This is a genomic window from Blastococcus sp. HT6-30, assembly GCF_039729015.1.
Taxonomy (GTDB): Bacteria; Actinomycetota; Actinomycetes; order Mycobacteriales; family Geodermatophilaceae; genus Blastococcus.
In genome coordinates this window covers 763,325-788,991 of sequence record NZ_CP155792.1, presented here as the reverse complement: position 1 = coordinate 788,991, position 25,667 = coordinate 763,325, and the positions used below count along the sequence as shown (strand labels likewise).

General features: G+C 72.9%; 29 protein-coding genes. 13 read left to right on the top strand and 16 right to left on the bottom strand.

Translation table 11 applies throughout. From position 1 onward, the window contains the following. Positions 1–19: 19 nt before the first annotated feature. From ABC795_RS03750 to ABC795_RS03740, 3 genes are all read left to right on the top strand, one after another. Positions 20–697 (top strand): hypothetical protein, encoded by a 678-nt coding sequence (locus tag ABC795_RS03750; protein WP_347059564.1) that lies wholly within the window; start codon positions 20–22, stop codon positions 695–697. Positions 698–1,270: 573 nt separating this feature from the next. Next, entirely contained in the window at positions 1,271–2,266 is a 996-nt protein-coding gene (locus tag ABC795_RS03745; RefSeq protein ID WP_347059563.1) for a potassium channel family protein, read from the top strand. 1 nt (position 2,267) lies between these two features. Next, complete coding sequence (locus ABC795_RS03740) at positions 2,268–2,798, top strand: YetF domain-containing protein (RefSeq protein ID WP_347059562.1); 531 nt, start codon at positions 2,268–2,270, stop codon at positions 2,796–2,798. On the opposite strand, the gene dapC is transcribed toward ABC795_RS03740, so the two are convergent. After that, positions 2,799–3,887 carry a succinyldiaminopimelate transaminase gene (dapC, locus tag ABC795_RS03735; protein WP_347060680.1) on the bottom strand — a complete coding sequence of 363 codons (1,089 nt, stop codon included), beginning with the start codon at positions 3,885–3,887 and terminating at the stop codon, positions 2,799–2,801. A gap of 29 nt (positions 3,888–3,916) precedes the next feature. Further along, positions 3,917–4,243 (bottom strand): ferredoxin, encoded by a 327-nt coding sequence (fdxA, locus tag ABC795_RS03730; protein WP_347059560.1) that lies wholly within the window; start codon positions 4,241–4,243, stop codon positions 3,917–3,919. An 837-nt stretch (positions 4,244–5,080) separates the two neighbouring features. Between fdxA and ABC795_RS03725 the strand changes: the two genes are divergently transcribed. The 3 genes from ABC795_RS03725 (at position 5,081) to ABC795_RS03715 (ending at position 7,083) form a co-directional block, all read left to right on the top strand. Further along, positions 5,081–5,617 carry a GAF domain-containing protein gene (locus tag ABC795_RS03725; RefSeq protein ID WP_347059559.1) on the top strand — a complete coding sequence of 179 codons (537 nt, stop codon included), beginning with the start codon at positions 5,081–5,083 and terminating at the stop codon, positions 5,615–5,617. Positions 5,618–5,800: 183 nt separating this feature from the next. After that, positions 5,801–6,442: a GGDEF domain-containing phosphodiesterase gene (locus ABC795_RS03720; RefSeq protein ID WP_347059558.1), complete on the top strand. Its 642-nt coding sequence runs from the start codon at positions 5,801–5,803 to the stop codon at positions 6,440–6,442. Then, on the top strand, positions 6,412–7,083 hold the full coding sequence (locus ABC795_RS03715) for an EAL domain-containing protein (protein ID WP_347059557.1): 672 nt from the start codon (positions 6,412–6,414) through the stop codon (positions 7,081–7,083). The genes ABC795_RS03720 and ABC795_RS03715 overlap by 31 nt, the downstream gene beginning before the upstream one ends. 200 nt (positions 7,084–7,283) lie before the next feature. Here the strand turns inward: ABC795_RS03715 and mshB are convergent, their stop codons facing one another. The 6 genes from mshB to ABC795_RS03685 form a co-directional block, all read right to left on the bottom strand. After that, positions 7,284–8,174 (bottom strand): N-acetyl-1-D-myo-inositol-2-amino-2-deoxy-alpha-D-glucopyranoside deacetylase, encoded by an 891-nt coding sequence (gene mshB / locus ABC795_RS03710; RefSeq protein ID WP_347060679.1) that lies wholly within the window; start codon positions 8,172–8,174, stop codon positions 7,284–7,286. A gap of 34 nt (positions 8,175–8,208) precedes the next feature. After that, positions 8,209–9,264, bottom strand: coding sequence for a dipeptide ABC transporter ATP-binding protein (locus ABC795_RS03705; protein WP_347059555.1), 1,056 nt, complete (start codon positions 9,262–9,264; stop codon positions 8,209–8,211). Then, complete coding sequence (locus ABC795_RS03700; RefSeq protein ID WP_347059554.1) at positions 9,257–10,309, bottom strand: ABC transporter ATP-binding protein; 1,053 nt, start codon at positions 10,307–10,309, stop codon at positions 9,257–9,259. Before ABC795_RS03700 ends, ABC795_RS03705 begins: the two co-directional genes overlap by 8 nt. Further along, positions 10,306–11,253 (bottom strand): ABC transporter permease, encoded by a 948-nt coding sequence (locus tag ABC795_RS03695; RefSeq protein WP_347059553.1) that lies wholly within the window; start codon positions 11,251–11,253, stop codon positions 10,306–10,308. Before ABC795_RS03695 ends, ABC795_RS03700 begins: the two co-directional genes overlap by 4 nt. Next, positions 11,246–12,169 (bottom strand): ABC transporter permease, encoded by a 924-nt coding sequence (locus tag ABC795_RS03690; protein ID WP_347059552.1) that lies wholly within the window; start codon positions 12,167–12,169, stop codon positions 11,246–11,248. The genes ABC795_RS03695 and ABC795_RS03690 overlap by 8 nt, the downstream gene beginning before the upstream one ends. Positions 12,170–12,353: 184 nt before the next feature. Continuing rightward, positions 12,354–14,009, bottom strand: a complete 1,656-nt coding sequence (locus ABC795_RS03685) for an ABC transporter substrate-binding protein (RefSeq protein ID WP_347059551.1) — start codon at positions 14,007–14,009, stop codon at positions 12,354–12,356. Between the two features lie 370 nt (positions 14,010–14,379). Between ABC795_RS03685 and ABC795_RS03680 the strand changes: the two genes are divergently transcribed. Next, positions 14,380–14,553, top strand: a complete 174-nt coding sequence (locus ABC795_RS03680) for a CsbD family protein (protein WP_347059550.1) — start codon at positions 14,380–14,382, stop codon at positions 14,551–14,553. Positions 14,554–14,625: 72 nt separating this feature from the next. On the opposite strand, the gene ABC795_RS03675 is transcribed toward ABC795_RS03680, so the two are convergent. Continuing rightward, on the bottom strand, positions 14,626–15,387 hold the full coding sequence (locus tag ABC795_RS03675; protein ID WP_347059549.1) for a (deoxy)nucleoside triphosphate pyrophosphohydrolase: 762 nt from the start codon (positions 15,385–15,387) through the stop codon (positions 14,626–14,628). Between the two features lie 27 nt (positions 15,388–15,414). Here ABC795_RS03675 and ABC795_RS03670 point away from each other — a divergent pair, with 27 nt between their 5' ends. The 5 genes from ABC795_RS03670 to ABC795_RS03650 all read left to right on the top strand — a co-directional run bounded on the left by ABC795_RS03670 (position 15,415) and on the right by ABC795_RS03650 (position 19,083). Continuing rightward, the gene (locus ABC795_RS03670; RefSeq protein WP_347059548.1) at positions 15,415–15,897 is read left to right on the top strand and encodes an Rrf2 family transcriptional regulator; all 483 of its coding nucleotides are present in this window, start codon (positions 15,415–15,417) and stop codon (positions 15,895–15,897) included. Between the two features lie 262 nt (positions 15,898–16,159). Continuing rightward, complete coding sequence (locus ABC795_RS03665) at positions 16,160–17,833, top strand: nitrite/sulfite reductase (RefSeq protein WP_347059546.1); 1,674 nt, start codon at positions 16,160–16,162, stop codon at positions 17,831–17,833. Further along, positions 17,830–18,003 (top strand): hypothetical protein, encoded by a 174-nt coding sequence (locus ABC795_RS03660; RefSeq protein WP_347059545.1) that lies wholly within the window; start codon positions 17,830–17,832, stop codon positions 18,001–18,003. Before ABC795_RS03665 ends, ABC795_RS03660 begins: the two co-directional genes overlap by 4 nt. Then, positions 18,000–18,710, top strand: coding sequence for a phosphoadenylyl-sulfate reductase (locus tag ABC795_RS03655; RefSeq protein ID WP_347059544.1), 711 nt, complete (start codon positions 18,000–18,002; stop codon positions 18,708–18,710). Before ABC795_RS03660 ends, ABC795_RS03655 begins: the two co-directional genes overlap by 4 nt. Before the next feature lie 82 nt (positions 18,711–18,792). Next, the gene (locus tag ABC795_RS03650) at positions 18,793–19,083 is read left to right on the top strand and encodes a 4a-hydroxytetrahydrobiopterin dehydratase (RefSeq protein ID WP_347059542.1); all 291 of its coding nucleotides are present in this window, start codon (positions 18,793–18,795) and stop codon (positions 19,081–19,083) included. 257 nt (positions 19,084–19,340) lie between these two features. Here the strand turns inward: ABC795_RS03650 and ABC795_RS03645 are convergent, their stop codons facing one another. From ABC795_RS03645 to ABC795_RS03630, 4 genes are all read right to left on the bottom strand, one after another. After that, on the bottom strand, positions 19,341–19,760 hold the full coding sequence (locus ABC795_RS03645) for an alkaline phosphatase PhoX (RefSeq protein WP_347060678.1): 420 nt from the start codon (positions 19,758–19,760) through the stop codon (positions 19,341–19,343). Then, positions 19,691–20,962, bottom strand: a complete 1,272-nt coding sequence (locus ABC795_RS03640) for an alkaline phosphatase PhoX (RefSeq protein WP_347060677.1) — start codon at positions 20,960–20,962, stop codon at positions 19,691–19,693. Before ABC795_RS03640 ends, ABC795_RS03645 begins: the two co-directional genes overlap by 70 nt. A gap of 217 nt (positions 20,963–21,179) precedes the next feature. Continuing rightward, positions 21,180–21,584, bottom strand: a complete 405-nt coding sequence (locus ABC795_RS03635) for a DUF3037 domain-containing protein (protein WP_347059541.1) — start codon at positions 21,582–21,584, stop codon at positions 21,180–21,182. Beyond that, on the bottom strand, positions 21,581–22,435 hold the full coding sequence (locus tag ABC795_RS03630; RefSeq protein ID WP_347059539.1) for a HipA family kinase: 855 nt from the start codon (positions 22,433–22,435) through the stop codon (positions 21,581–21,583). The genes ABC795_RS03635 and ABC795_RS03630 overlap by 4 nt, the downstream gene beginning before the upstream one ends. A 43-nt stretch (positions 22,436–22,478) precedes the next feature. On the opposite strand from ABC795_RS03630, the gene ABC795_RS03625 reads away from it, so the two are divergent. Continuing rightward, the gene (locus tag ABC795_RS03625) at positions 22,479–23,024 is read left to right on the top strand and encodes a DUF1990 domain-containing protein (RefSeq protein WP_347059538.1); all 546 of its coding nucleotides are present in this window, start codon (positions 22,479–22,481) and stop codon (positions 23,022–23,024) included. 70 nt (positions 23,025–23,094) lie between these two features. On the opposite strand, the gene ABC795_RS03620 is transcribed toward ABC795_RS03625, so the two are convergent. The 3 genes from ABC795_RS03620 to ABC795_RS03610 all read right to left on the bottom strand — a co-directional run bounded on the left by ABC795_RS03620 (position 23,095) and on the right by ABC795_RS03610 (position 25,596). After that, positions 23,095–23,925 (bottom strand): formate/nitrite transporter family protein, encoded by an 831-nt coding sequence (locus tag ABC795_RS03620; RefSeq protein WP_347059537.1) that lies wholly within the window; start codon positions 23,923–23,925, stop codon positions 23,095–23,097. A gap of 335 nt (positions 23,926–24,260) precedes the next feature. Further along, the gene (locus ABC795_RS03615; protein WP_347059535.1) at positions 24,261–24,995 is read right to left on the bottom strand and encodes an FAD-binding oxidoreductase; all 735 of its coding nucleotides are present in this window, start codon (positions 24,993–24,995) and stop codon (positions 24,261–24,263) included. Then, complete coding sequence (locus tag ABC795_RS03610; protein ID WP_347059534.1) at positions 24,988–25,596, bottom strand: sulfite oxidase-like oxidoreductase; 609 nt, start codon at positions 25,594–25,596, stop codon at positions 24,988–24,990. The genes ABC795_RS03615 and ABC795_RS03610 overlap by 8 nt, the downstream gene beginning before the upstream one ends. Positions 25,597–25,667: the final 71 nt, after the last annotated feature.

Here is a 25,667-nt window from a genome sequence, read left to right as displayed (position 1 = left end):
GCACCTACAGTCGCAGGCGATGACCAGCGCCCGCACCGCGACGCACGCCGCCGCTCGGGCGCGCAGGACGCCCCGGCCGCGGCCTCCCGCACGGCGGGGCAGCGCCCGCCGGAGGCCGGCCCGCCGCCCCGCCGCGGGACGGCCGGGCCGGGGTCGCCGCTCGGGGGGGCTCTCCGCCGCCGCCCGCTGGTGGCCGGCCCTGCTGGTGGCCGCGGCCGTGCTGGCCGGCGTCGCGTGGGGCACCGAGGAGCACCGGACCTTCCCCGCGGCCGGCACCTGCACGGTGCCGGACGGCTCGGTCAGCGTCACCGCGGAGCAGGCGGGGAACGCAGACACGATCGCCCGCGTCGGCCGCGAGCGCGGTCTTCCCGACCGCGCCGTCGTCATCGCCCTCGCCACCGCGCAGCAGGAGTCCCGGCTGCGGAACCTGGACTACGGCGACCGAGACTCCCTCGGCCTCTTCCAGCAGCGTCCCTCGCAGGGCTGGGGCACCCCCGAGCAGGTGCAGGACCCGGTGTACGCGGCGGGCCAGTTCTACGACCGCCTGGTGACCGTCCCCGGGTGGGAGGCCGGCCGGCTCACCGAGATGGCGCAGGCGGTCCAGCGCTCCGGCTTCCCGGAGCTCTACCAGCAGTGGGAGGGCATGGCGCGGCAATTGTCGGCGGCCCTGGCGGCCGGCACCCTCGCCTGCTCCTGATCCGGGACGAAGACGTTGCATCCCCCGCTGGGGTCGGGTGGACCGGACACGGGCGCGGCGGACGGACCCCACGTCGTCATCGGGTCGAGCCGCTTCATCCCCGCGAGGCGGAGGCCCTCGGCGCGGCCTGATCGGAATGGCTCGCCGCGCTGGTCGTCCCTGAGCAACTCGAACCCACTCTCCCGCGCCGCCGCCTCGAGCTGTTCCCCTGCACGGCGTCGCGGTGGACGAGCTGGTCGACCACGCCGTTGCAGATCCCGCCAGTGGGCCGGCGCGGTCAGGATCGTGGCGACCCAGCGGAGGGCGACACGGCGGAACGCGGAGAAGGAGGCGGGCGAGGAAGGACGTGCAGCTGGCATGGCGGGCGGGATCCTCGGGTCGGGGCGTGGTCGACCCGAATGGGTCGCGCACGACGAGATCGACCGACGGCCGCGCCTGACCAGGGGCGCGACCGTTCGAACGCCTGAACGCGCACGGACCGCGCCGGCCGAAGGGCACGGTTCCCGTGTCGGACTGCTGACGCCTCCACCGTCGAGGCGTGAGGAGCCCGCTCGCCGGGGCACAGACCATCACATGGAGATCCTCTTCGCCGTCGTCGGTCTGCTCCTGGTGGGGCTCACCATCATCGACGCCCTCTGGACAGCCTTGTGGGTGGACGGCTCCGCCGGCCCGGTCACCGGCCGCGTGACCACATGGCTGTGGAAGGGGACCCTGGCTGTCTTCGGACGGCGGCGACACCGCCGGCTGAGCGTCTTCGGGCCGCTGGTGCTGGTGCTCACCGTCCTGCAGTGGATCGTCCTGCTCTGGGCCGGCTGGGTGTGCCTGTTCGCCTCCGACCCCGATGCCCTGATGCGCTCCGGCGGCCCGGGCACCGCGGACTGGACCGGGCGGATCTGGTTCGTGGGCTACACCATGTTCACGGTCGGCAACGGCGACTTCGTCCCCGCGGACGGTCTGTGGCAGGTGGTGTCCGGGCTCGTGGCGCTGACCGGGATGTCCCTGATCACCCTGGCGGTCACCTACCTGCTGTCGGTGGTGTCCGCGGTCGTGGGCAAGCGGGCCTTCGCCAGCCAGGTCGCCGGCCTCGGGCGGTCCGGCGAGGAGTTCGTGCTCAGCGGGTGGAACGGTCGCAACCTGCACCCCCTGGACCGGCAGCTGACCGACCTGTCGTCGCAGCTGTCCCGGCTGACCGAGCAGTACCTGTCCTATCCCGTGCTGCAGTACTACCACGCCGCTTCGCCCGACAAGTCCCCGGTGAAGGCCGCCGCCGTGCTCGACGACGCGCTCCTGCTGATGACTGCGGGGGTCCCCGCCGACCAGCGCCCCGACCCGGCGGCCCTGCGCACCGCGCGGTCGTCGGTGCGGACCTTCCTGCAGGACGCCCAGGAGGCGGCCTCGATCGACGCCGCGCCGGCCGCTCCGCCGGCCCCGCGGCTCTCGGCGCTCCGCGAGCAAGGGGTGCCCACGGTGGCCGACGAGCAGTTCACCGCGGCGGTGGCGGAGCAGGCGGACCGCCGGCGGACCATGCTCGGGCTCGTCCGCGGTGACGGCTGGAACTGGGAGGAGTGACGTGTCTTCGGTGGTGTTCTGGTTCGGCGGCTGGGAGCCGATCGCCCGCATCGTCGTCATGGCGACGCTGGGCTACCTGGCACTGGTCGTGCTGCTGCGGGTGTCGGGCAAGCGCACGCTCGCCCGGATGAACTCCTTCGACTTCGTCATCACGGTGGCGATCGGGGCGACGTTCGGTCGGGTGCTGACCGCCCGGCAGGTCGCCCTGGCCGAGGCGGTGACCGCCTTCGCGATGCTGGTGTTCCTCCAGTTCGCCGCCACCTGGCTCCAGGTCCGGTCGTCCCGGGCCGACCGGCTGCTCACGGCGGCACCGCGGCTCCTCTACTACCGCGGTCGGCTGCTGCACGACGCGTTGCGGGCCGAGCGCGTGACGCCGACCGAGCTCGAGGGGGTCGCCCGCCTCAAGGGTCTCGGTTCGCTGGCGGAGGCCGAGGCGGTGGTCATGGAGACCGACGGGCGCTTCTCGGTGGTGAAGCGGGCGCAGGCCGGGGACGGCTCGGCGCTCGGATCGGTGCGGGAACCCGACGCCTGATCAGGAGGTCAGGCGCTCGACGGCCGCCGCGATCCGCTCGTCGGTGGCGGTCAGCGCCAGCCGGACGTGCCGGGCACCCGCGGGACCGTAGAAGCTGCCGGGGGCGGCCACGATCCCGAGCGCTGCCAGCCGGTCGATGGTGACCCAGCAGTCCTCGTCGCGGGTGGCCCACAGGTACAGCCCCGCCTCGGAGTGGTCGATCCGCATCCCGGCGGCACGCACGGCGGCGGCCAGCCGATCCCGCCGGCCGCGGTAGCGCTCGCGCTGCGCGTCGACGTGCGCGTCGTCGTCGAAGGCTGCGGTCATCGCGGCCTGCACCGGACCCGGTACCAGCAGCCCGAGGTGCCGGCGCACCTCCCACACCCGGCGCACCAGGTCGGGGTCGCCGGCGAGCAGCCCACCGCGGTAGCCGGCCGCCGTCGACTGCTTGGACAGCGAGTGCACGGCGAGCAGGCCGGTGTGCTCCGCCCCCGCCACGTCCGGGTGCAGGATCGACCGGGGCGCCACGTCCCAGCCCAGGGTGATGTAGCACTCGTCGGCCACGACCGGCACCCCGTGGGTGCGGCCCCACATCACCCACGCGCGCAGCTGCTCCTCGGAGAGCACCCGGCCGTGCGGGTTGCCCGGCGAGTTCAGCCAGACGAGGGAGACGCCGGCTGCCTCGGCCGGTGGGGTGTCGCAGCGGCGGACGGCCAGGCCCGCGAGCACCGCACCCACCTCGTAGGTGGGGTAGGCGACCTCGGGGACCACGACGGTGCTCGCGCTGCCCTGCAGGCCCAGCAGAGTGGGCAGCAGGGCGACGAGCTCCTTGGAGCCGACCGTCGGGATCAGCGGGGGTGCGGTGCCGAGCGGCTCGGCGACCCGCACCCCCAGCCGCCGGCGGAGCCAGTCCGCGGCGGCCGTGCGCAGCGCGGCGGTGCCCAGCGCGGTCGGGTATCCCGGCGCGTCAGCGGCCTCGGCGAGCGCCTCGCGGAGCACCGCGGGGGTCTCGTCGACCGGGGTGCCGACCGACAGGTCGACCACCCCGCCCGGGTGCTCGGCGGCACGCGACCGCGCCGCCGCCAGTGAGTCCCAGGGAAAGTCCGGCAGGGCGCGGGACGGCCCTGCAGCGGGAGCCGTCAGTGGTCTTCGCCCTGCGGCGGCAAGGCGGCCACCAGCGGGTGGTCCTTGCCGATCTTGCCGGTCTTGGCGGCACCGCCCGGGCTGCCCAGGTCGGAGAAGAACTCCACGTTGGCGTTGTAGAAGTCCTTCCACTTGTCCGGGACGTCGTCCTCGTAGTAGATGGCCTCGACCGGGCACACCGGCTCGCACGCACCGCAGTCGACGCACTCGTCGGGGTGGATGTAGAGCATCCGGTCGCCCTCGTAGATGCAGTCCACCGGACACTCGTCGATGCACGCCTTGTCGAGGACGTCGACGCAGGCCTGGGTGATGACGTAGGTCACGGGGTTCCCTCCCGGGGACGTTCCGGCGGCGCCGCCGACCGCGGCCGGGGCACCAGATGCGCACCTAGTATCACCTCCGGCGCCCTGCGGCGTTCGACGGGCCACCCGCCGCCTCCCCCTGGCGGGTGTCGAGAACCCCGAGGACCCGCCGGGCTCCCCCGATCAGGGTGGGCGCCGACGGGCCTCCTCAAGGACGCGAGCCAGTCGCCGATCTCGACGACGTGTCCGAGATGTCCCACCACGAGGCAACGCCACGGCGCCCGTCGGCGGCGTCGCCCTACGACGCCCAGGCGGCGTTGGTGCATCTGCTGTCCCGGCTGCGCGCATCCCCGGGGCGACCCGCGTGTCCGTGTGGGTGCACGAGGCCACCACCGAGCTCGTCGTCCCCTTCCGGCAGGCCATGAGCCCCTCCGGCGACCCGCCGCCCCAGCACCCGGCGCTGGGCACCCCCGCGTACGTCTCCGACGCTCCCTTCCCGTCCGCCGTGATCACCTCCCACCAGGCCGTCGTCGCCTCCGCCGACGGCCGCCGCGGCACCGCACCTGCTGCGCCAGGTGAGCCCCACGTTGGCCGCGGCGCTGGCCGAGGCGTGGACCCGCCGCTCCGAGCAGCGCCGACTGGACCAGGCCGCCGTGCTCCTCGGCCTGATCGAGTCCGCCGGGCAGGCGCAGTCCATGGACCGCCTGCTCGGCTCGGCCTGCCGCCAGCTCGCGAGCTCGGCGAGGTGGAGCGCGCCTGCATCCTCCTGCTCGAGGACGGCCGGCTCGTCCCGCGGATGGCCGCTCACGCCGACGGCCGTCGCGACCTCGTCACCTGGCACAGTTCCGCAACGCCCCCGTGGCCCTGCCGCTGGCCGAGACGGTGCTGCGCACCGGGGAGGCGATGACCGCCGACCGCGACTCCGGCCTGGTTCCCGGCTGGTGGGTCGATTCCTTCCACATCGCCTCGGCGCTGACCGTCCCGCTGGGCCGCAGCCCCGAGCTGGCCGGTGTCCTCATGCTCGACAGCACGCGCCTGCGCCCGTTCTCCGAGGACGTCCGCCGGGTGGCCGCCGCCGCCGGGGCCCACCTCGGTGGAGTGATCGAGCGGGCGCGCGCGAGCCAGGCCCGCGCGGCCTCCCTCGCGACCGCCCGGGTGGTGCAGCAGTTGCTCGTCGACGGCTCCCGGGCCATCGGGGCCGCCCAGGCCGCGGAGGCGCTGGCCCGCGCGGTCCAGCGCCTGGCGGGCACCGACCGCAGCGCCGCCTACCTCGCCGAGGCCGACGACCGCATCGGCGAGGTCTGGCACATCGACTGGCCCGAGTCGCACGAGCAGGTCATCCAGGGGCGTCTGATCGGCCGGCCGGCGGTCGGGACCGCCGGTGCGCGCTGGTGACGATCGACCTCGACCGGTTCAAGGAGATCAACGACAGCTTCGGGCGCACCGTCGGCGACGACCTGCTCTGCCTGGTCGGTCCCCGGCTCCAGCACGCGCTGGGCCCGGGTGATCTGCTGGCCCGGATGGGCGGCGACGAGTTCGCCGTCCTGCTGCCCGACGCCGACGCCGCCCGCGCGCGAGGTGGCGGAGGACATCGGCGCGGAGCTGCGCGACGCCTTCGTGCTGGACAGGATGTCCTTGCACATCGACGCCAGCACCGGGATCGCGCTGTCCCCGGACCACGGCCACGACCGCTCCCTGCTGCTCGCCCGCGCCGACACCGCCATGTACGCCGCCAAGCGCGGCCGGCGCGGCTACGACGTGTGGGCGCCCGACGGCACCCCGGCCACCCGGGACCGGCTGGAGACCCTCGAGCAGCTGCGCTCGGCCCTGGACGGCGAGCAGCTGGACAACCACTACCAGCCCAGGCTCGACCTGCGGACCGGCACCGTGGTCGGCGTCGAGGCGCTGATCCGCTGGAACCACCCCGACCGCGGGCTGCTCTACCCCGGGGCCTTCCTGCCGCTCGCCGAGCAGGCCGGCCTGATGCGCCGGCTGGCCCTGGGCGTCCTGGAGCGCTCGCTACGCGACCTGCAGTCGTGGCGGGCCCACGGCCACGACCTGTCCGTGGCGGTGAACCTCTCGGTGTCCAACCTGCAGGACGTCGCCCTGCCCGAGCAGGTCGAGATGCTGGTGGACGCGTTCTCGGTGCCCGCCGAGGCCCTCGTCCTGGAGATCACCGAGGACGCCTCATGGCCGACGCCGCCCGCAGCCAGCAGGTGATGGCCGGCCTGCGCCGGCTGGGCGTGCGGCTCTCCGTCGACGACTACGGCACGGGCTACTCCTCGCTGTCCTACCTGCGGGCGCTGCCGGTCGACGAGCTGAAGCTCGACCGCAGCTTCGTCACCCACCTCAGCAGCGACCCCCGGGCCGCGGCGATCGTGCGCAGCACCCTGCAGCTGAGCCGCGACCTGGGCATGAGCATGGTGGTGGAGGGCGTCGAGGACGCCGACTCCCTGGCCGCGCTGCGCGAGTGGGGCTGCGACGTCGCGCAGGGTTACCACATCTCCCGCCCGATGCCGGCCGAGCGGTTGCTGGGCTGGCTCGACGCCGCGGCCGACGCCGGCCGCGGCGAACCCGGTCCAGCGCTCCCACCGCTGAGTGGAGGGTGCCGCGGCTCGCCGGGGGGGGATTCACCGAGCACCACCGGTACCGCTACCGGCGGGCTCCGCCGCCGCCGGCATGACCGCGCGGGGCGGGGCGCCGAGCGCCTGGCCGGCGGCGAGGGCGCCGGCCAGCACACCGGCCAGCAGGAACACCACGTTCACGATGCCGAGCGCGCCGCCGGCGCCCATCAGCAGGTCGCCCTCCGGGCGGCGCACCATCGCGCCGACCACGACCACCAGCCAGGTGACGGCGGGTAGCACGGCCACCGCCCTGGACCCGCTCAGCCACAGCGCGGCCCGGACGAGCAGCACGTTGCCGACCACCGCGGCGGCGACCGACACCGGCACCAGGACGCCGCCCACCCGCAGCGGCAGCCAGAACACCTCCACCAGCGCCAGCCAGGCGGCGACGGCGACTGCGCACGCGCCCCAGGCCACCGCGGCCCACGGCCGACGGCTCACCCGGGCAGACCGGCGAACAGGTCGTCCTCCCGGCCGTCCGGACCGCTGCCGGGGCCGCGCTCGCCCAACACCTGCCGGTAGTACTCGACGCCCAGGACTTCCTGGCCGAGGTTGTTCGACAGGGCGAAGAACGGGCCGTCGACGGTGATCTGGGTCGGGTGCGCCCGCATCGCGGCGTCCTTCCTGCCCGCGTACGCGCGGCCGTCGACGGCGCAGGTGACCACCTCGTCGGGCACGGCGAAGGGCACCTCCTCGAGGTCCCCCAGCCCCTCGAAGGGCGACGCCTCCCCCAGCGCCGCCAGCGCCTCGATGCCCTCCCGGACCACCGAACGCGGCATCGCGTTCCAGTAGACCTTCGCCACCTTCCACGGCCCGCCCAGGTCGGGGCGGTACGCCGGGTCGGCCGCGGCCGCCACCGCCGCCATGGCGACGCGGTGGGCCTGGATGTGGTCGGGGTGGCCGTAGCCGCCGAATTCGTCGTAGGTGACGACGACCTGCGGGCGCACCTCGCGGACCACGGCGACGGCATGCGCGACCGCCTCGTCGAGGTGGGCCTGCCAGAACGCCCGCGGGTGCTCGTTGGCCGGCGTGCCCATCATCCCGGAGTCCCGGTAGCGCCCGGCCCCACCGAGGAAGCGGACGTCCTCGACTCCGAGGGCGGCCATCGCGGCGCGCAGCTCACAGATCCGGTAGCCGCCGAGCTGGTCGGCCTGGTCGGCGGCCAGCTGGGTCAGCTCCGGCACCAGGATCTCGCCCTCCTCCCCCAGCGTGCAGGTGAGCAGGGTGACGCCGGCGCCCTCGGCGACGTAGCGGGCCATCGTGGCCCCGTTGTTGATCGTCTCGTCGTCGGGATGGGCGTGGACCAGGAGCAGCCGGCGGTCAGGCATCACGCGAGCATTCTGCCCCGCCCCGCCGAGGTGCTCAGGCCTCCGTCGGGATGACCCGGCGGGCCTCGGCGAAGTGGCACGCCGACGGGTGGCCCTGGCCCCGGTCCACCAGCGCCGGCGCCTCGGTGGCGCAGATGTCCTGCGCCTTCCAGCAGCGGGTGCGGAACCGGCAGCCCGACGGCGGGTCGGCCGGGCTCGGCACGTCGCCTTCGAGGAGGATCCGCTCCTTGAGCCCGCGCAGGTGCGGCTCGTGCACCGGCACCGACGACAACAGCGCCTGCGTGTAGGGGTGGGCGGCCGAGCCGTAGACCTCGGCGTCGGTGCCCTCCTCCACGATGCTGCCCAGGTACATGACGGCGACGCGGTCGGAGATGTGCCGCACGACGGACAGGTCGTGCGCGATGAACAGGTAGGACAGCCCGAAGTCCTTCTGCAGGTCCTCGAGCAGGTTGACCACCTGCGCCTGCACCGAGACGTCCAGGGCGCTGACCGGCTCGTCGCAGACGATGACCTCCGGCTGCAGGGCCAGGGCCCGGGCGATGCCGATGCGCTGGCGCTGGCCGCCGGAGAACTGGTGCGGGTACCGGTTCACGAAGTCGGGGTTGAGCCCGACGCGTTCCATGAGTTCCTGGGTCCGCTGCAGCCGGCCCTTCCTCGGCGCGATGTCGGCGTGCACCGACCAGCCCTCGGCGACGATGTCACCGACGGTCATGCGCGGGTTCAGCGAGGCGTAGGGGTCCTGGAAGATGATCTGGACCTCGCGCCGGTACCGCTTGAGCGCACGGCCGCTCATCTTCGTGACGTCGTCGCCCTTGTAGAGGATCTGCCCGCTGGTGGGCTTCTCGAGGGCCACGATCAGTTTCGTGACCGTCGACTTCCCGCAGCCGGACTCGCCGACCAGGCCCACGGTCTCCCCGCGGCCGATGGACAGGTCCACGCCGTCCACCGCACGCACGTGGCCGACGGTGCGCTTGAACACGACGCCCTGGGTCAGCGGGAAGTGCTTCTTGAGCTCCCTGACCTCCAGCAGTACCTCACCCGGCGCCGCCGCCGGGGACGGGGTGGCTGCGCCGTCGACGGTGTCAGACACCGAGGACCTCCTCGCTGTAGTGGCAGGCCGCCTCGCGGCCGGGGACGACGCGCCGCAACGGCGGGACGTCGCCGGCGCAGTCGCGGCCGGGGAGTGCGGCGGCACCGAGCCGCCGCTCGGGGCACCGTGGGTGGAAGGGGCAGCCCGACGGGATCGCGGCCAGGTTCGGTGGCTGCCCACCGATCGGCTGCAGCCGGCCACCCTTGGCCTCCAGCTGCGGGATCGAGCGCATGAGCCCGTCGGTGTAGGGGTGCGCGGGGTTGCCGAACACGTCGTCGACGGTGCCCCGCTCGACGATGCGGCCGGCGTACATGACCGCGACGTCGTCGGCGACCTCGTTGACCACGCCGAGGTCGTGGGTGATCAGGATCAGGCCCATGCCGGTGTCCCGCTGCAGATCCTTGAGCAGGTCCATGACCTGGGCCTGGACGGTCACGTCCAGGGCCGTGGTGGGCTCGTCGGCGATGAGGATCCGCGGGTCCAGCGCGATCGCCATCGCGATCATCACCCGCTGCCGCATGCCGCCGGAGAACTGGTGCGGGAAGTCGTCGACCCGCTCTGCTGCGGCGGGGATGCGGACCCGGTCCATCAGCTCGACGGCCTGCTTCTTGGCGTCCTTGCGCGACATGCCGCGGTGCGCCCGGAACATCTCGCCGATCTGGAAGCCGACGCTGTACACGGGGTTCAGCGACGACAGCGCGTCCTGGAAGATCATCGAGATCCCCGGACCACGGACCTTGCGCTGCTCCTCGGCGGGCAGCGTGAGCAGGTCCCGGCCCTCGAAGACGATCTGCCCCTCGGTGACCTCCGCCGGCGGCGAGTCGAGAATGCCCATGATCGCCTGGGCGGACACCGACTTGCCGGACCCGGACTCGCCGAGGATGGCGAGGGTCTGGCCCTCCGAGAGGGTGTAGCTCACCCCGTTCACGGCGTTGACGACGCCGGACCCGGTGCGGAACCGCACGTGCAGGTCCTCGACCTGCAGCAGCGGGGCGCTCCCGCGGCTGGCCGCGCCGGAGGACATGGACGTGGACGCGGTGCTCATGAACGCTGCCTCGGGTCGAGAGCGTCGCGCAGGGCGTCGCCCATCATGACGAAAGCCATGACCGTCGCGGTCAGTACGGCGCTGGGGAACAGGACGAGGTGTGGCGCGATGCGCAGCAGGTTCTGCCCGGTGTTGATCTGCAGACCCCACGAGATCGCCGGTCGCTGCAGACCGACTCCCAGGAAGGTCAGCGTCGCCTCCGCGGCGATCAGCACACCGATGGTGATCGTCGTGTAGACGAGCACCGGGGCGACGGCGTTGGGCAGGATGTGCCGGAGCAGGATGCGGCCGTCGGACGCGCCCATCGCGCGCGCCGCGGCGACGTAGTCACTGCTCTTCACTGCGATCACTTGCGACCGGACGAGTCGCATCGCCGTCATCCAGCCGAAGGCCGCCAGCGCCACTGCCACCGCGATGGGACCGGGACGTTCGAACGCCGTCCGCAGCAGGACGAGCGCACCGAGGATGAGGGGCAACGCGTAGAAGATGTCCGCGACCCGCGCCAGGATGCTGTCGGTGATCCCGCCGTAGTAGCCGGCCACCGCCCCGACCACCACGCCGAGGAAGAGGATCACCAGCACGGCCACCACACCGATGAGCAGGGAGTTCCGCGCGCCGTGGACCACGTTGGCCAGGTAGTCGCAGCCCTGCTGGTCGAAGCCGAACCAGTGCTCGCCCGATGGAGGCTCCGCCGAGTTCGCCAGGCTGCAGGACCGCGGGTCGGCCCCGCGGGCGAACAGCTGCGGGAACGCCGCCATGGTCAGGAAGAGCACCATGAGGATCGAGCCGACCCAGAACAGCGGGTTCCGCTTCAGGTTCTTCCAGGCGTCGCTCCACAGGCTGTTCTGCGTGCCGGCGACGTCCTCCGGACCGTCGGTCGCCCCGGTCATACCGCCGGCACCGACCTCGGCATGGCCGACGGTCGTCTGCTTCGGGTCAGTCATAGCGGATCCTCGGGTCCAGCACGGCGTAGAGCACGTCGACGACCAGGTTGAAGAAGATGAAGAAGAAGACCAGCAGGGTGACGATCCCGACGACCACGGCGCCCTCCTGGGCACGGATGGCGTCGAAGACGGCCCGGCCGAGGCCCGGGATGTTGAAGACGCCCTCGGTCACGATGGCACCACCCATCAGCGTGCCGACGTCGGCACCGATGAAGGTGACCACCGGGATCAGGCTGTTGCGCAGCGTGTGCCGGACGACCACCGTTCGCGGAGTCAGCCCCTTGGCTCGCGCCGTCCGGACGTAGTCGGCGCGCAGGTTCTCGGACATGCTCGTGCGGGTGAGACGGGCGACGTAGGCGACGGAGCCCGCCGCCAGCACCAGGCCGGGCAGCAGATAGCTGTACCAGCCTTCGTTGATCCCCGAGATGGGGAACCAGCCCAGCCGGAGACCGAGTACGTACTGGGCGAGGAAGCCGAGCACCAGGATCGGCACCGAGACGATGAGAGTCGTCGAGACGAGCACGAGGTTGTCGAAGAAGCCGTTGCGGCGGATGCCGGCCAGCACACCGGCGACCACACCGATGAGCACCTCGAACGCCACCGCCACCAGCGTGAGCCGCGCCGTCACCGGCAGCCGCTGCTCGATGGTGTCGAGCACCGGGCGGCCGCGGAAATCGGTGCCGAAGTCGAAGTGGGCCAGGTCGACCAGGTACTTGAAGTACTGGACGAGCAGGGGGTCGTTGAGGTTGAACTCGTCGCGCAGCTGCGCGATCACCGCGGGCGCGAGCGGGCGGTCACCGCTCAGGGCGCGGATGGGGTCGCCGGGCAGGGCGTACACCATCGCGAAGATGAGGAAAGTGGCCCCGAACAGGACGGGGATGGTGAGCAACAGTCGGCGCGCGATGTAGCGGCCCATGTCTCCCCTCGAAGGGTCTGCGGCCGCCCTCCCGAGCGGCGTGCGAATCACTCTGCCAGTCGGCGCCCCGGAAGGAGCCGAGGAGCACGCTGCCGTCGGACTCACGGAAGCCGCCGGGGGCTGCCCTGTCGGGCAGCGCCCCGGCGGCGAGGATGGTGCGGTGGTGCGGGTGCTCCGTGCGGCGTCAGCCGTTGACGGTGACCCCGGCGACGTCGATCTGGCCGAAGACGTCGATCACCACGTTGGACACGTTCTCCGAGTGGACGATCTGCTCGACCCCGAAGAACATCGGCAGGATGGGCATGTCCTCGAGAAGGACGTCATCGGCCTGCTGGTAGAAGTCGATGGCCTGCTCGTTGCTCTCAGCCCGGTTGCCCTGGGCGACCAGTTCGTCGAACTCGGGGTTCGAGTAGAAGGCCGTGTTCGAGCCGTTCGGCGGCAACGCAGCCGTGGAGTACAGCGGCTCCAGGTAGTTCTGCGGGCTCGGGTAGTCCATGGCCCAGCCCAGCCGGAACGGCCCGGTGAAGCCCTGGTCGTCAGCGAGCGGCAGGTACTGGGCGAACTCGAGGTTCCCCTGCAGGGAGTACTCGACGCCGAGGTTCTCGCGGAGCTGGTTGCCCACGGCCTCGACCCAGGCGTCGTGGCTGGCGCCCGCGTTGAACCACAGCTCGATGGGCTGGCTACGGTCGAAGCCGGCCTCGTCCAGCAACTGGTTGGCCCGCTCGACGTCGAGCTCGCAGTACTCGCACGCCCCCTCCCGGTAACCGTCGACGACCGGGGCGATCGCGTCGGTGGCCGGGGTGAACGTGCCGTTGAAGATCGCCTCGGTGATCGCCTCGCGGTCGATCGCCATGGAGATGGCCTGCCGGACCCGCGGGTCCGAGTACCGCTCGACGTAGGTGGGCATGCCGAGGTAGGTGAACGACGACGACGGGCGCTGGATGAACCGGTCACCGAACTCCGACGGCGCCGTGGTGATCGCGTCCGCCGGGATGTCCTTGACCACGTCGAGGTTGCCGCCCTGGACGTCGGTGTAGGAGGTGGAGATCTCCGAGTAGACGCGCACGTCCACGGTCTCGGCCTGGGCCTCGTCCTCGCCGGCGTAGTCCTCGTACTTGGACAGCGTGATGCCCACCCCCTCCTCGAAGGGGCCCTCGGCCTGGAACGGGCCGGTGCCGACCGGGGTGTCGAGCGCGGCAGCCTCGGGGTCCTCGAAGAAGGACTCAGCCATCGGGAAGAAGGCGTTGTAGCCGACGGTCACCGGGAACTGGGCGAACGGACCGTTCAGCGTGACCGTGAAGGTCTGGTCGTCGACCACCTGGAGGCCTGTCATCTCGGTGGCGGCCGGGTCGGCGACGACGTTGCCCTCGTCGTCGGTCTCGGCCTGCAGCTCGTCGTAGCCCACGATGTTCGAGAAGAAGTACGAGGCGCCCTGGGCGTTCGGGCTGTAGGCGGTGTAGTTCCACGCGTCCACGAAGGACGAGGCGGTCACCGGGGTGCCGTCGTGGAAGGTCCAGCCGTCCTTGAGCGTGATGGTCCAGGTCGTGTTGTCGTCCGACTCGATCGACTCCGCGATGCCGGTGTACTCGACCTCGCCGTCCTCGCCGTACTGGATGAGACCGGTCCACAGAGCCTTCACGACCTGGGAGCCCTCGGTCTCGGTCGTGTTGCCCGGGACGAGGGGGTTCTCGGGGTTGTTGATCGCCAGGCTGAAGGAGCCACCCTCGGCGGCGGTGCCCCCACCGCCCCCGTTGTCGTCGCTACCGCCACATGCGGTCAGCACCATCGCGGCGGCGACGCCACCCGCGACGAGCGCACCTCTGCGCTTGCTCAACTTCACGTGCAATGCCTCCCTCGTCCCGCTCAGGCGGGGGGAACGGACAGGTCGAGCCACGGCCCCGCGGGCGAATGGACGACTGACTGGTCACGAACCGAACACAACCGGGGATGACGTCCCGAGCTGTGACGGGTGGACCCTAGGCACGCCCGGAAGAGGGTGTCCACGGCCGTCATCGAGTTGTGACCTGGGCTCACGATCCGCGCATTCCCCGCAACTTCCACGCCGTGCTACCGGTCGGGCGGGCGGTCGTCCGGCCGTCACCGAGGGTTCGCCGGAGGGGTTTCAGCAGCTCAGCGGCGGTCGTGTCGGCGCCCGCCGGCGCGGGTAACCCGCCCCGCACACGACCGGCGAGCGGCGGAAGGACGGCGCGATGAGCGGCATGGACAAGATGCGGAACAAGGCCGAGGAGCTTTCGGGCAAGGGCAAGGAGTCCGTGGGCGAGGCGACGGGCGACCGGGACCTGCAGGCCGAGGGCCAGGCGGACCAGGCGTCGGGCAACCTCAAGCAGGCCGGCGAGAAGGTCAAGGACGTCTTCAAGAAGTAGGAGCGCCTGCTCCTCCCCGTCCCCCGCACGCGTGGAGGACACCGGCGCCCGCGGTGCGGCGAGGGGGCGGTGTCAGAGGCGGGCGAGGAGGGCCCGGACGGCGGGGAGGAGGGGGCGGTCGGCGGGGATCCAGTCGAGCGCCTCCAGCTCGGCGGCGGCCACCCACCGCAGCTGGGCGTGCTCGCGGGCCAGCGGCCGGCCGTCGGAGATCCGCGCCCACCACACCCGCATCGTCGAGGCCCCGGGCGCACCGCCGGCAACGACGCCGTCCAGTGGCACCTCGCCGAGGAACGCCTGCGGGGCCACGGCGACCCCGAGCTCCTCTTCGCACTCGCGCACGAGCGCGGCCAGCTCCGACTCCCCCGGCTCGACCTTCCCGCCCGGGAACTCCCAGCAGCCGTCGAAGCGGCCGCCGGAGCGCTGCGCCACCAGCACGCGGTCGCCGTCGACGAGGGCGGCCCCCACCACCTGCACCACGTCGCGCGCCCGCAGGGCCGCCGCGGCGGCGTAGGCGTCGAGGTGCGACTGCATCGCCCGCACGATCCGGCGGCGGAGCACCACCTGGTCGACGGCGGACCCGAGCGCACCGGGCAGCCCGGTCTCCCAGTCGACCTGCTCGTCGACCCGCGTGCCGGCGCCCGTGGCCGAGAACCGACGGGAGTGGGTGAGCCACCGCAGCCCGGAGCCCGGCCCCGCCACGTAGACGTCCCGCTCCGGCCGCACGGACACGACCTCCTCCAGCGGCACCGGCCAGGGACGGCCGAGGGCGCGGGCGACGTCGAACGCCACGGTCAGCGGCGCCTCCACCATCGTGGTGAAACGCAGCCGGAACACCCGGGCACTCTCCCAGATGACGGCACTATGGGCTCCGTGCGCATCAACGCCCGGGTCGACTACGCCGTCCGAGCCGTCGTGGAGCTCGCCGCGGCCGCGCCCGAGGCACTGACCTGCGACCGCATCGCCGCCGCCCAGAACATCCCCAACCGCTTCCTGCAGGCGATCCTCGCCGACCTCCAGCACGCCCGGCTGGTCACCAGCCAGCGCGGCCGGGACGGCGGCTACCGGCTGGCGCTGCCGGCCTCGGAGATCTCCATCGCCCGCGTCATGCGGGTGGAGCAGGGCTTCCTGGCCGAGGTGCACGGCCAGCGCCCCGAGGACGTCGTCTACCCCGGGTCGGCCGCCGGGCTGGCCGGCGTGTGGGTCGCCGCCCGCGAGGCCTACCGGCAGGTGCTCGAGGGCGTCACCGTGGCCGACGTCGTCGCCGGGGAGCTCCCTCCGCACGCGGCCGAGCTCGTCGCCATCGACGACGCCTGGCGGTCGTTCAGCGCTCCGTCGCGGGACTGACGGGCTCCCCGACCGCACCGTCGGATGGTTCACACACCGGATCGGTCGGGATATGGGAGTATCGGGGCATGACGGACCGCGGCAGCCTGCTCGTCGCGCGCCTGCACATCGATCTGGCGCTCGTCTCCAGCGCCGCCTGTCGCGCCGCGCGCTGACCCAGGTCCCCCGCGCAGCTGCCCCCGCTGCGTCCCGAACCAGCAGCGCCCCGCATCCCCCGGCCAGCCTGCCGGGCGGACGGCGAGCGCAGGAAGAAGTACGCCACGTGAGCACCCCCACCCGCACCAGCAACCGGCCGCAGCGCGGTCAGGGTCAGTGGGCGCTGGGCTACCGCGAGCCGCTCAACCCCAACGAGCGGATGAAGAAGGACTCCGACGGCCTCGAGGTGCGTCAGCGGATCCTCGACATCTACTCGAAGACCGGCTTCGAGGGCATCGACCCCGGAGACCTCCGGGGCCGCATGCGCTGGATGGGTCTCTACACCCAGCGCGCCCAGGGCATCCCCGGCGGCAAGACCGCCGTGCTGGAGCCCGAGGAGCTCGAGGACTCCTACTTCATGATGCGCGCCCGCATCGACGGCGGGCAGCTGACCAGCGACGCCCTGCGGGTCCTCGGCGGCATCAGCACCGAGTTCGGCCGGGACGTCGCCGACGTCACCGACCGGCAGAACGTGCAGTACCACTGGATCCGCATCGAGGACGTGCCCGAGATCTGGCGCCGGCTGGAGTCGGTCGGGCTGAGCACGATGGAGGCCTGCGGGGACGTCCCGCGGGTCATGCTCGGCTGCCCGCTGGCCGGCATCCTCGAGGACGAGGTGCTCGACGCCACCGACGTGATCGCCGCGACCGTCGAGAAGTACCTGGGCAGCCCCGAGTTCAGCAACCTGCCCCGCAAGTGGAAGACGTCGATGTCCGGCTGCGTCGACCACTGCACCGAGCCGGAGATCGACGACGTCTCGTTCGTCGGCGTCGTCAACGAGGCGGGCGAGGCCGGCTACGACCTGTGGGTCGGCGGCGGGCTGTCCACCAACCCGATGTTCGCCCAGCGGATCGGCGTCTTCGTCCGGCCCGACCAGGTCACCGACGTCTGGGCCGCCTGCACGTCGGTCTTCCGCGACTACGGCTACCGACGGCAGCGCAACCGCGCCCGGATCAAGTTCCTGATCGCCGACTGGGGCCCGGAGAAGTTCCGCCAGGTGCTGCAGGACGAGTACCTGCACGAGGCTTTGCCCGACGGCCCCGCCCCCGCCCCCGCGAAGCACGACCAGCGCGACCACGTCGGCGTGAGCCGGCAGAAGGACGGCCGCAACGCCGTCGGGTTCGCCCTGCGCACCGGCCGGATCACCGGCACGCTGCTCACCACGATCGCGAACCTGGCCGACGAGCACGGACAGGGCCGCATCCGGACGACGACGCAGCAGAAGCTGGTCATCCTCGACGTGCCCGACGAGAAGGTGGAGGCGCTGGTCGAGGCGCTCGCCGAGCACGACCTGCAGGTGCGGCCGAGCGCCTTCCGCCGCGGCACCATGGCCTGCACCGGCCTGGAGTTCTGCAAGCTGGCGATCGTCGAGACCAAGCACCACGCGCAGGAGCTCTACGCCGAGCTCGAGCGCCGGCTGCCGGACTTCGACACGCCGATCGGCATCAACGTCAACGGCTGCCCGAACAGCTGCGCGCGGTTCCAGACCGCCGACATCGGGTTCAAGGGCTCGATGGTGCGCGACGACGCCGGCGAGATGGTCGAGGGCTTCCAGGTCCACCTGGGCGGTCACCTCGGGGTGGAGGCCACCTTCGGCCGCAAGTTCCGCGGCCACAAGGTGACCAAGGCCGAGACCGCCGACTACTGCGAGCGCGTCCTGCGGGGCTTCCTCGATCGCCGGACGCCGGGCGAGTCCTTCGCCCACTACGTCTCCCGCGCGGACGAGGACTGGTTGCTGTGACCGAGGAGCCGGACACGGGAAGGACCCGGCAGCTGCCGGTGTTCCACTGCCCGTACTGCGGGGACGAGGAGCTGACCCCCTACGACGGGGAGTCGGCCGGCGGCTGGCGTTGCGGCGCCTGCCTCCGTGCGTTCACCGTCCGACTTCTCGCCACGGGGGTGCAGCAATGACCACGGCCATCTCGCCGACTCCGGAGCTCGCAGCTGACGCCGATGCCCGCTTCGCCGGGATCACCGACCCGGTCGAGCAGGCCCTTGCGGTCCTAACCTGGGCCGGGGAGCAGTTCGGTGACCGGTTCGCCGTCACGTCCTCGATGGCCGACGGGCTGCTGGCCCACCTCGCCGGCCGCGCGATCCCCGGCGTCAACGTGATCTTCCTCGACACCGGCTACCACTTCGCCGAGACCATCGGCACCCGCGACTGGATCAGCTCCGTCCTCCCGATCACGCTGCTCAACGTCACCCCGCCGCGGACCGTCGCCGAGCAGGACCGCGACTTCGGCCCCCGGCTCCACGAGCGCGACCCGGACCTGTGCTGCTCGCTGCGCAAGGTGACACCGCTGGCCGAGGCCCTCGCGGGCTTCGACGCGTGGGGATCCGGTGTGCGCCGCGACGAGTCCGCGACGCGTGAGCACACCAAGTTGGTCGATTGGGACGCGAAGCGCGGCATGGTCAAGGTCAACCCCATCGCGGCCTGGACCCAGGACCTCGTCGACGGGTACATCGCCGAGCACCAGATCCCGGTGAACCCCCTGCTCGAGGTCGGGTACGGCTCGATCGGCTGCGCGCCCTGCACCCGCCCGGTCGCGCCGGGCGAGGACCCGCGCGCCGGCCGCTGGGCGGGCAAGAACAAGGTCGAGTGCGGCCTGCACACCTGAAGGAGGACCCCGTCCTCCTCACCCTTCGCACGCTCAGGGTGAGCCTCGGGACGAGGCCGCTCCAGCACGGCACCATGGACGCATGCCCCGCCCACCCCGCCTCTCCCCCGACGACCTCGCCGCTGCCCTCCACGGTCTGCCCCGGTGGTCGGGGGACGGCGAGGGGATCCACCGCACCATCGAGCTGCCCGGCTTCCGCGACGCCGTGGCCGCGATCGGAGCCATCGCCGACGTGGCGGAGGAGATGGACCACCACCCCGACGTCGACCTGCGCTTCCGGACGCTGCACCTGACGCTGGTCAGCCACTCGGCCGGCGGCGTCAGCGAGCTGGACCTGGAGCTCGCCCGCCGGATCGACGCCCTCCTCCCCTAGGGACGGCGCGAGCCCCGCACCGGACCGGTGCGGGGCTCGCGCTCCTTCCTCAACTGCCGACGCGCCCACCGTCGGTGCGGTAGCCACCGCGACGCTGGGCCTCGGGAACGGCCGCTGGGGCAGCCGGTCGGGCCACGTGCTCGACGGGTGGTCGCGCGTCGAGCCCGTGGTCTCGCCCGGATGCTGCGCCGACACGAACACCGACCGGCCGTCGGCCGGGATCATCGGACCGCTGTACTCCGCTCCGAAGGGAACGGTCAGGAACGCCCTTGAGGTGGCCCCGCTCCGGGCCGGCCGTCGGGACGGCGAAGAGGCCGTCGTTCGTGCCGCGCCCAGGAGCGGGTGAGCGGGTCCGCCTCGTCCGCACCCGGCCGGCCGTTCTGCCCGGTGCGGTTCGAGTTGTTGGTCAGGGCGGCGTACACCCGCCCGTTGACCGGGTTGACCTGGATGTCCTCCGGCCGGTCCATCATGGTCGGCAGCTTCGCCGGGTCGATGACCTGGACGTTCGCGGGGTCGGGGAAGTCGCCGTTCTCGTCGACCAGCTTGCCGAGCCGGTCGGCGGCCTGGCGGGTGAAGGTCAGGACCCAGGCGACGTCCTTGCCGGGGATCATCGACTGGCCGTACTCGACCAGCGGGATCCACTGGCCGGTGCCGTCGAACTCGCCGTCCGAGGGCAGGCGACCGCTCCCGTCGATCTCCGCGGCCGGGAGTCGCCGGTGAATCGGGCCACGTAGAGGTCGCCGTCCTCCAGCAGGGTCATGTTGTGCTGCCGCGTCGCCCTGTCGTGACCCTCCCGGTACTTCTTCCCCGACACGAACTTGTAGATGTAGTCGAAGCGCTCGTCGTCGCCGGAGTAGGCGACCACCCGGCCGTCCGTGGCGATCTGGACGTCGGCGCCCTCGTGCTTGAAGCGACCCAGGGCGGTGTGCTTCCTCGGCGTGGAGGTGGGGTCGTAGGGGTCGACCTCGACGACCCAGCCGAAGCGGTTGACCTCGTTGGGCTCCTTGCTCAGGTCGAACCGCGGGTCGACGGTGTGCCACCGGCGGGTGGGGACGTCCTCCGGGCCGACGCCGTAACGCCGCAGCGCCGCGAGCTGGGTGGCGTCGCTGATCGGCGCCGTCGTCCCGAAGTACTGGTTGAAGTTCTCCTCGCCGTGCAGCGTCGTCCCCCACGGGGTGACCCCGCCGGCACAGTTGTTCAGCGTGCCCAGGACGGTCCGGCCCTCGGGGTGCGCGCTGGTCCGCAGGTACTCGGAGCCGGCGGCCGGCCCGGTCAGGTGGAACGTCGTCTCGGTGGTGATCCGGCGGTTGCGGTCGCGCTCGGGCGTCGCTCGCCACTCACCCGTCCGGCCGACACGGTGGACCTGCACCACCGAGATGCCGTGCACCATCACGGCGATGCGCTTCTGCTCGTCGGGGATGTCCCCGGCGCCTTCTTCGTCGGCGACACCGGCGAACATCAGCTGCTCGTCGGTGTACTCGTGGTTGACGACCAGGAGCGCCTTGCGCTCGCCCAGCGGCAGCCAGCCGATGAAGTCGCAGTTGTACCCGAACTGCTTCGCCTGCGCGTCCGGCGTCTGCGCGTCCACGTCGAACGGCGGCGCCCCGTCCTCGACCGGGTCCCCCCCACCGCATGACCACGCTGTAGGCGTAGCCGGCGGGGACCACGAGCTCGTCGAGGAAGTTCTGCTCGACCGGCTCGAAGGTCGGGCCCCCGCCGCTCCCGTCGCCGTCGCGCCTGGAGGGGCCGTGGGCCGCGGCCGGGAGGACCGGTCCGGCGGCGACGACGAGGGCGCTGACGCCGACCGCCTTGAGCGTGCTGCGCCGGCTGAACGAGCTCTGGACGACGTCGGCGAAGGTGGGGTTGTCGGGTTGGGGATGGCGCTGTCGCAGGCGTTCCCGCACTTGTAGAAGCAGGTCGTGTGGCTGCGACTGCCGTGCCGGACGGTGGTCAGCAGCGGCAGGAGCGCGGGCGCGCGGCTTGCGGATGTCGGTCATCGGTCCCTCTGGTCGCGAAGAGGTGGGGGCCCTCGCAGCCAAACCGGCCGCCGCCACGGCCCGGTGATCCGACGGTCAATCGCAGGCGACCGGTGGCGGTCAACCGGCGACGGGCAGCACCAGCAGCGACAGGAGGCGGTCGGCCTCGGCGTCGGGGTCCGTCGTGAGCCCGGTGTGCACCGGCCCCGGCTGGATGACGGTGCTGCGCGGCGCGGTGAGCCACCGGAACCGGGAGCCGAGCGCCTCCCGTCCGGCGGCGCCAGCGCCCGGGTCGGCCGAGCAGACGTCGGCGGCCGCCTGCAGAGCCCGGCCGATCGCCACCGGGTCGGCGGTCGGGTCCAGGGCCCGCAACCGTTCGACGTCGAGGTACAGCCGGGAGCCCAGGTAGTCGCGCTGCCTGCAGTAGACGAGCACGCCGGCGTTGAGCGACTCGCCCCGCTCCACGCGCGGCACGACCCGCAGCACCGCGTACTCGAAGGTGTCCCTCGCCGTCGGCGCGCTCATCGCTGGCTCATCCCCTCGGGCGGCGGCGGACCCAGCCACCCGGGCCGGTTGGCACCGACGGGAGCACGCCGGCGGCCCGCTCCTCCGGCCGCCGCGGCCGACACCAGCCCGGGCAGCCACGCGTCGCGGGCGGCCAGCCGGGCCAGCAGCTGCCCCGCGTACCGGGCGCGGACGGCGTGCACCGGCTGCTCGCCGTCGTCGGCCAGCCACTCGTCGGGCACCTGGGCCAGCACCGCTTCGAGCAGCGGCCGGGTGACCCGGTGGGCCAGCGCCGCGTCGGCCGCCGGTACGTCGGGCGCGCACTCGACCAGGGCGTGCGACGAGGCGTCGTAGGGCCGGGTGACGGCGGCCTCGGCGCCGGGCCAGTGGTGGTGGAACGTCAGCGCGGCACCGTGGTCGATCAGCTGCAGCCGGCCGTGCCAGAACAGCATGTTCGGGTTGCGCCACGACCGGTCGACGTTGCCGATCAGCGCGTCGAACCACAGCACCCGGCCGGCCAGCTCCGGGTCGACGCCGTCGGCACCGGCCTCGAAGTCGAGGGCGCCGGGGAGGTAGTCCAGCCCCAGGTTGCGCCCGGCCGAACGCTGCAGCAGCTCCTGGACCTCGTGGTCGGGCTCGCCCACCGCCAGCTCGGCGGCGACGTCGACGGTGACCAGAGCGGGCACCGGCAGCCCGAGCGCCCGGGCCAGCTCGGCACAGACGACCTCGGCGACGAGCACCTTGACGCCCTGCCCGGCCGCGCGCCACTTCACCACGTACGTGCCGAGGTCGTCGGCCTCCATGAGCCCAGGCAGCGAACCACCCTCGCGCAGCGGGGTGACGTAGCGGGTGGCGGTGACGGCGGGCAGCACAGTGCGGTCAACCTACCCGCGCGGAGCGGGCCACACTGGTCGCGTGGGCCTCCTGCGCGCGACCGATCCGGCCGACTTCCGCGGTGCACCGCTGACCTACGCCGAGGTGGGCGCGACCGGGAGCCCCGTGCTGCCGGCCGGTTACCACTCCGCCGAGCACGCCGCGGTCGTGGGTACCGGGCCGGCGGCGTTCGAGCGGGCCACCGCCGCCGTCCTCGACTGGCGCGCCCAGCGCGGCGCCGGCTTCCGGGTGCGCGCCGACGGCCCGGCCGGCGCGCCGGGCACCGTCGTCGTCCTCACCGCCGGGCTTCCCCGGTTCGGCTACGACCTCCCCTGCCGGGTCGTCTGGGCCGGCACCGAGGTCGACGAGCGCGGCTTCGCCTACGGCACCCTGCCCGGTCATCCGGAGAGCGGCGAGGAGCGGTTCACCGTGCGGCTGACGCCGGAGGGCGACGTCGTCTACCGGATCCGGGTGTTCTTCCGGCTGGCCTCACCGGCCGCCCGGATCGCCGGCCCGCTGAGCCTGGCGCTCCAGCGCCTGGGCACCGCGCGGTACGTCTCGACGATCCGCCGGGCGGCGCGGGGGTAGACGTCGCGGCGCGTCAGGAACCCGCCGCCAGGATGGTGACGCCGGCCAGGCCGCGGGTGGAGGCGCGCCCCTACCGACCTGCGGCGACCGCCGCGCGCTCCCGCTCGAGCAGCTCCTTGCTCCGCACCAGGCGGATGAGCGTGATCACGAACAGTCCTCCGGCCATGTTGAGCAGCACGGTGTACCAGAACCAGGCCAGCCAGTCCCCGTAGCCGAACGGGGCGCCGGCGTGCAGGGCGCCGAAGATCAGCAGCGAGTCGAGGATCGAGTGGAACAGCATCAGGCCGGCGAGGAGGAAGCCGCCGATGACGGAGGCGACGATCTTGCCGCCCTCCGAGTGCGCGCCGTGCTGCATGCGCGTCATCAGCGTGATGACGCTGCCGCCGAGGAAGGCCAAGGAGGCCGACTGGAGGTCCAGCGGAGCTTCGACGAAGTGCCGTGCGGACTCGACGGCGACGTCCGTCAGGTCGGGGAACCCCAGCACGACCAGCCACATGACCAGCCAGCCGCCGACCAGGTTCGCGACCAGCGTCCCGGCCCAGAGCTTCGCCAGCTGCGCGGTCCCGGCACGACCGGCGAACACTGCGGTCACCGGGACCAGGAAACCTTCGGTGAACAGCTCGCTGCGGCCGAGCATGAGCGCGATGAAGCCGATGCTGAACCCGAGGCCGGCGAGCAGCTCGCTGCCGGTCGCGGCGAGGACCGCCAGCAGCGCCAGCACACCGACGGCCACCTCGAGCCCGCCGGCCAGGCCGGTCGCCAGCACCTCCCGCCACCGGCGGTGCAGCCGCTGGGCGCCCTCGCTGACGATCTTCTCGAACGCCTCGGCGATCTCGTCCTCGGCGGGGACGTCCGTGTCCCCCAGCTCGGCACGCTTCTGGTCCTGCTCCTGGTCCTCCACGGTGCTCCTCCGATCGTCGGACACCGGGACCGGGGAACGGGCGGTACGTCCGTTCCGGCGGCCTACCCGAGGGCACGCCGGCCACACACCCGGGGCGGCGAGATCGCGGCCGACCGGAGCGACCGCGACGCGCGTCATGGGTCCGGCGTACGGACCGCGCCGCAGGTCGTCGCCCCGCGCCCCCGCCCGGTCCGCGGCCGCAGTCGGCCGACGTGCTCGCCTCCGCCGCGCTGGCCGAGGCAGCGCGCGCCACGCCGCGGCGGGCGAGGTCTGGCCGAACCTCGCCGAGGCGGCGGGCACCCGGCCGGGCTGACCCGGCCCAGTGGACCACCCGATCAGACCGGCGCCCCGCTGGGGCCGAAACGCTCCACCCGGATGACCGACGGGGGCACGCCCAGCTCCACCAGCAGCCCGGTGGCCGACTCCGCGAACCCGCCCGAGCCGCAGACGTACACCGTCTGGCCCGGCTCCCACAGCGGCACCAGGTCGGCCCCGGTGAGCCGGCCGGCCGGCCGGATGCCGCGCGCCTCCCTCGTCGTCACGACCAGCGCCCCGGCCTGCAGCAGCTCGTCGGCGTACGGCAGCTGCTCCAGGGTCCGCACCGAGACGGCGATCCGCAGCAGGTCGGTGCGCCGCAGTGCCCGCGCGGTGCGCAGCATCGAGACGAACGGCACGACCCCGCTGCCGCCGGCGAGCAGCAGCGCCGGGCTCTCGCCGTCCCAGACGAACCAGCCGCCGATCGGACCGCGGACCTCGAGCACGTCACCGGGCTCGACGACGTCGGCCAGGTGCGTGGAGACCTCGCCGTCGTCCAGCCGCTCCACGAACAGCTCCAGCAGCGGATCGCCGGGGGCCGACGCAATCGAGTACGAGCGCTGCGCGGTGTACCCGTCGGGCGCGGTCAGCCGCACCACGTAGTGCTGACCGGGCAGGTGGTCCACCCGGTCCTCCACGTCGAGCCGCAGCTGGACCGAGCGGGGCACCGGACGGCGGACGCCCGCGACGACGGCGCTCCGCCACCCGCCGCTGGGCGCCGCTCCGACGACGTCGGCACCCAGGGCCTCAGTCACCCTGGTACCGCTGCTGGCGCCACGGGTCCCCGCGGTCGTGGTAGCCGTTCTGCTCCCAGAAGCCGGGCTGGTCCCGGGTGAGCAGGGTCAGCCTGCTGACCCACTTGGCGCTCTTCCAGAAGTACAGGTGCGGAACCAGCAGCCGCACGGGCCCGCCGTGCTCCGGGGTCAGCGGGCGGCCGTCGAAGTCCCAGACCAGCCACGCCTTGCCGCCGGTGACGTCGGCCAGCGGCAGGTTGGCCGTGTAGCCGGTCCTCGACGTCGCCATGACGAAGTGCGCCTCGGCGGTCGGCCGGGCCGCCTCGAGCAAGGTGTCGACGCTGACGCCGGAGAACCGGGTGTCGAGCTTCGACCATGTCGTGACGCAGTGGATGTCGCCGCGGTACTCAGAGGGTGGCAGCCGGTGCGCCTCGTCCCACGACCAGGTCGTGGGCTGCTCCACCAGCCCGTCGACGGTGATGCTCCAGGTCTCCGGGGCGATGCGCGGGGTGGGCTCGGCGGTCAGCACCGGCCAGTCACCGCCGACGTCGTACTGGCCGGGGGGCAGCCGCGGGTCGCGCTCGCGACGGCGGCCGAGGAATCCACGGGTGGGGGTGGGCACCGGCACACGATCCCGCACGGGCGGGCCGGCCACCAGCGTTCCCACCCGCGACGTGCACCGATGCCCGGTGC

Bases quoted from the DNA above. Each gene is read 5' to 3' on its own strand.
- ABC795_RS03750 (WP_347059564.1), top strand. From the start codon at position 20: ATGACCAGCGCCCGCACCGCGACGCACGCCGCCGCTCGGGCGCGCAGG.
- ABC795_RS03745 (WP_347059563.1), top strand. From the start codon at position 1,271: ATGGAGATCCTCTTCGCCGTCGTCGGTCTGCTCCTGGTGGGGCTCACC.
- ABC795_RS03715 (WP_347059557.1), top strand. From the start codon at position 6,412: ATGGCCGACGCCGCCCGCAGCCAGCAGGTGATGGCCGGCCTGCGCCGG.
- mshB (WP_347060679.1), bottom strand. From the start codon at position 8,174: ATGCCTGACCGCCGGCTGCTCCTGGTCCACGCCCATCCCGACGACGAG.
- ABC795_RS03700 (WP_347059554.1), bottom strand. From the start codon at position 10,309: ATGAGCACCGCGTCCACGTCCATGTCCTCCGGCGCGGCCAGCCGCGGG.
- ABC795_RS03695 (WP_347059553.1), bottom strand. From the start codon at position 11,253: ATGACTGACCCGAAGCAGACGACCGTCGGCCATGCCGAGGTCGGTGCC.
- ABC795_RS03690 (WP_347059552.1), bottom strand. From the start codon at position 12,169: ATGGGCCGCTACATCGCGCGCCGACTGTTGCTCACCATCCCCGTCCTG.
- ABC795_RS03680 (WP_347059550.1), top strand. From the start codon at position 14,380: ATGAGCGGCATGGACAAGATGCGGAACAAGGCCGAGGAGCTTTCGGGC.
- ABC795_RS03670 (WP_347059548.1), top strand. From the start codon at position 15,415: ATGGGCTCCGTGCGCATCAACGCCCGGGTCGACTACGCCGTCCGAGCC.
- ABC795_RS03655 (WP_347059544.1), top strand. From the start codon at position 18,000: ATGACCACGGCCATCTCGCCGACTCCGGAGCTCGCAGCTGACGCCGAT.
- ABC795_RS03650 (WP_347059542.1), top strand. From the start codon at position 18,793: ATGCCCCGCCCACCCCGCCTCTCCCCCGACGACCTCGCCGCTGCCCTC.
- ABC795_RS03635 (WP_347059541.1), bottom strand. From the start codon at position 21,584: ATGAGCGCGCCGACGGCGAGGGACACCTTCGAGTACGCGGTGCTGCGG.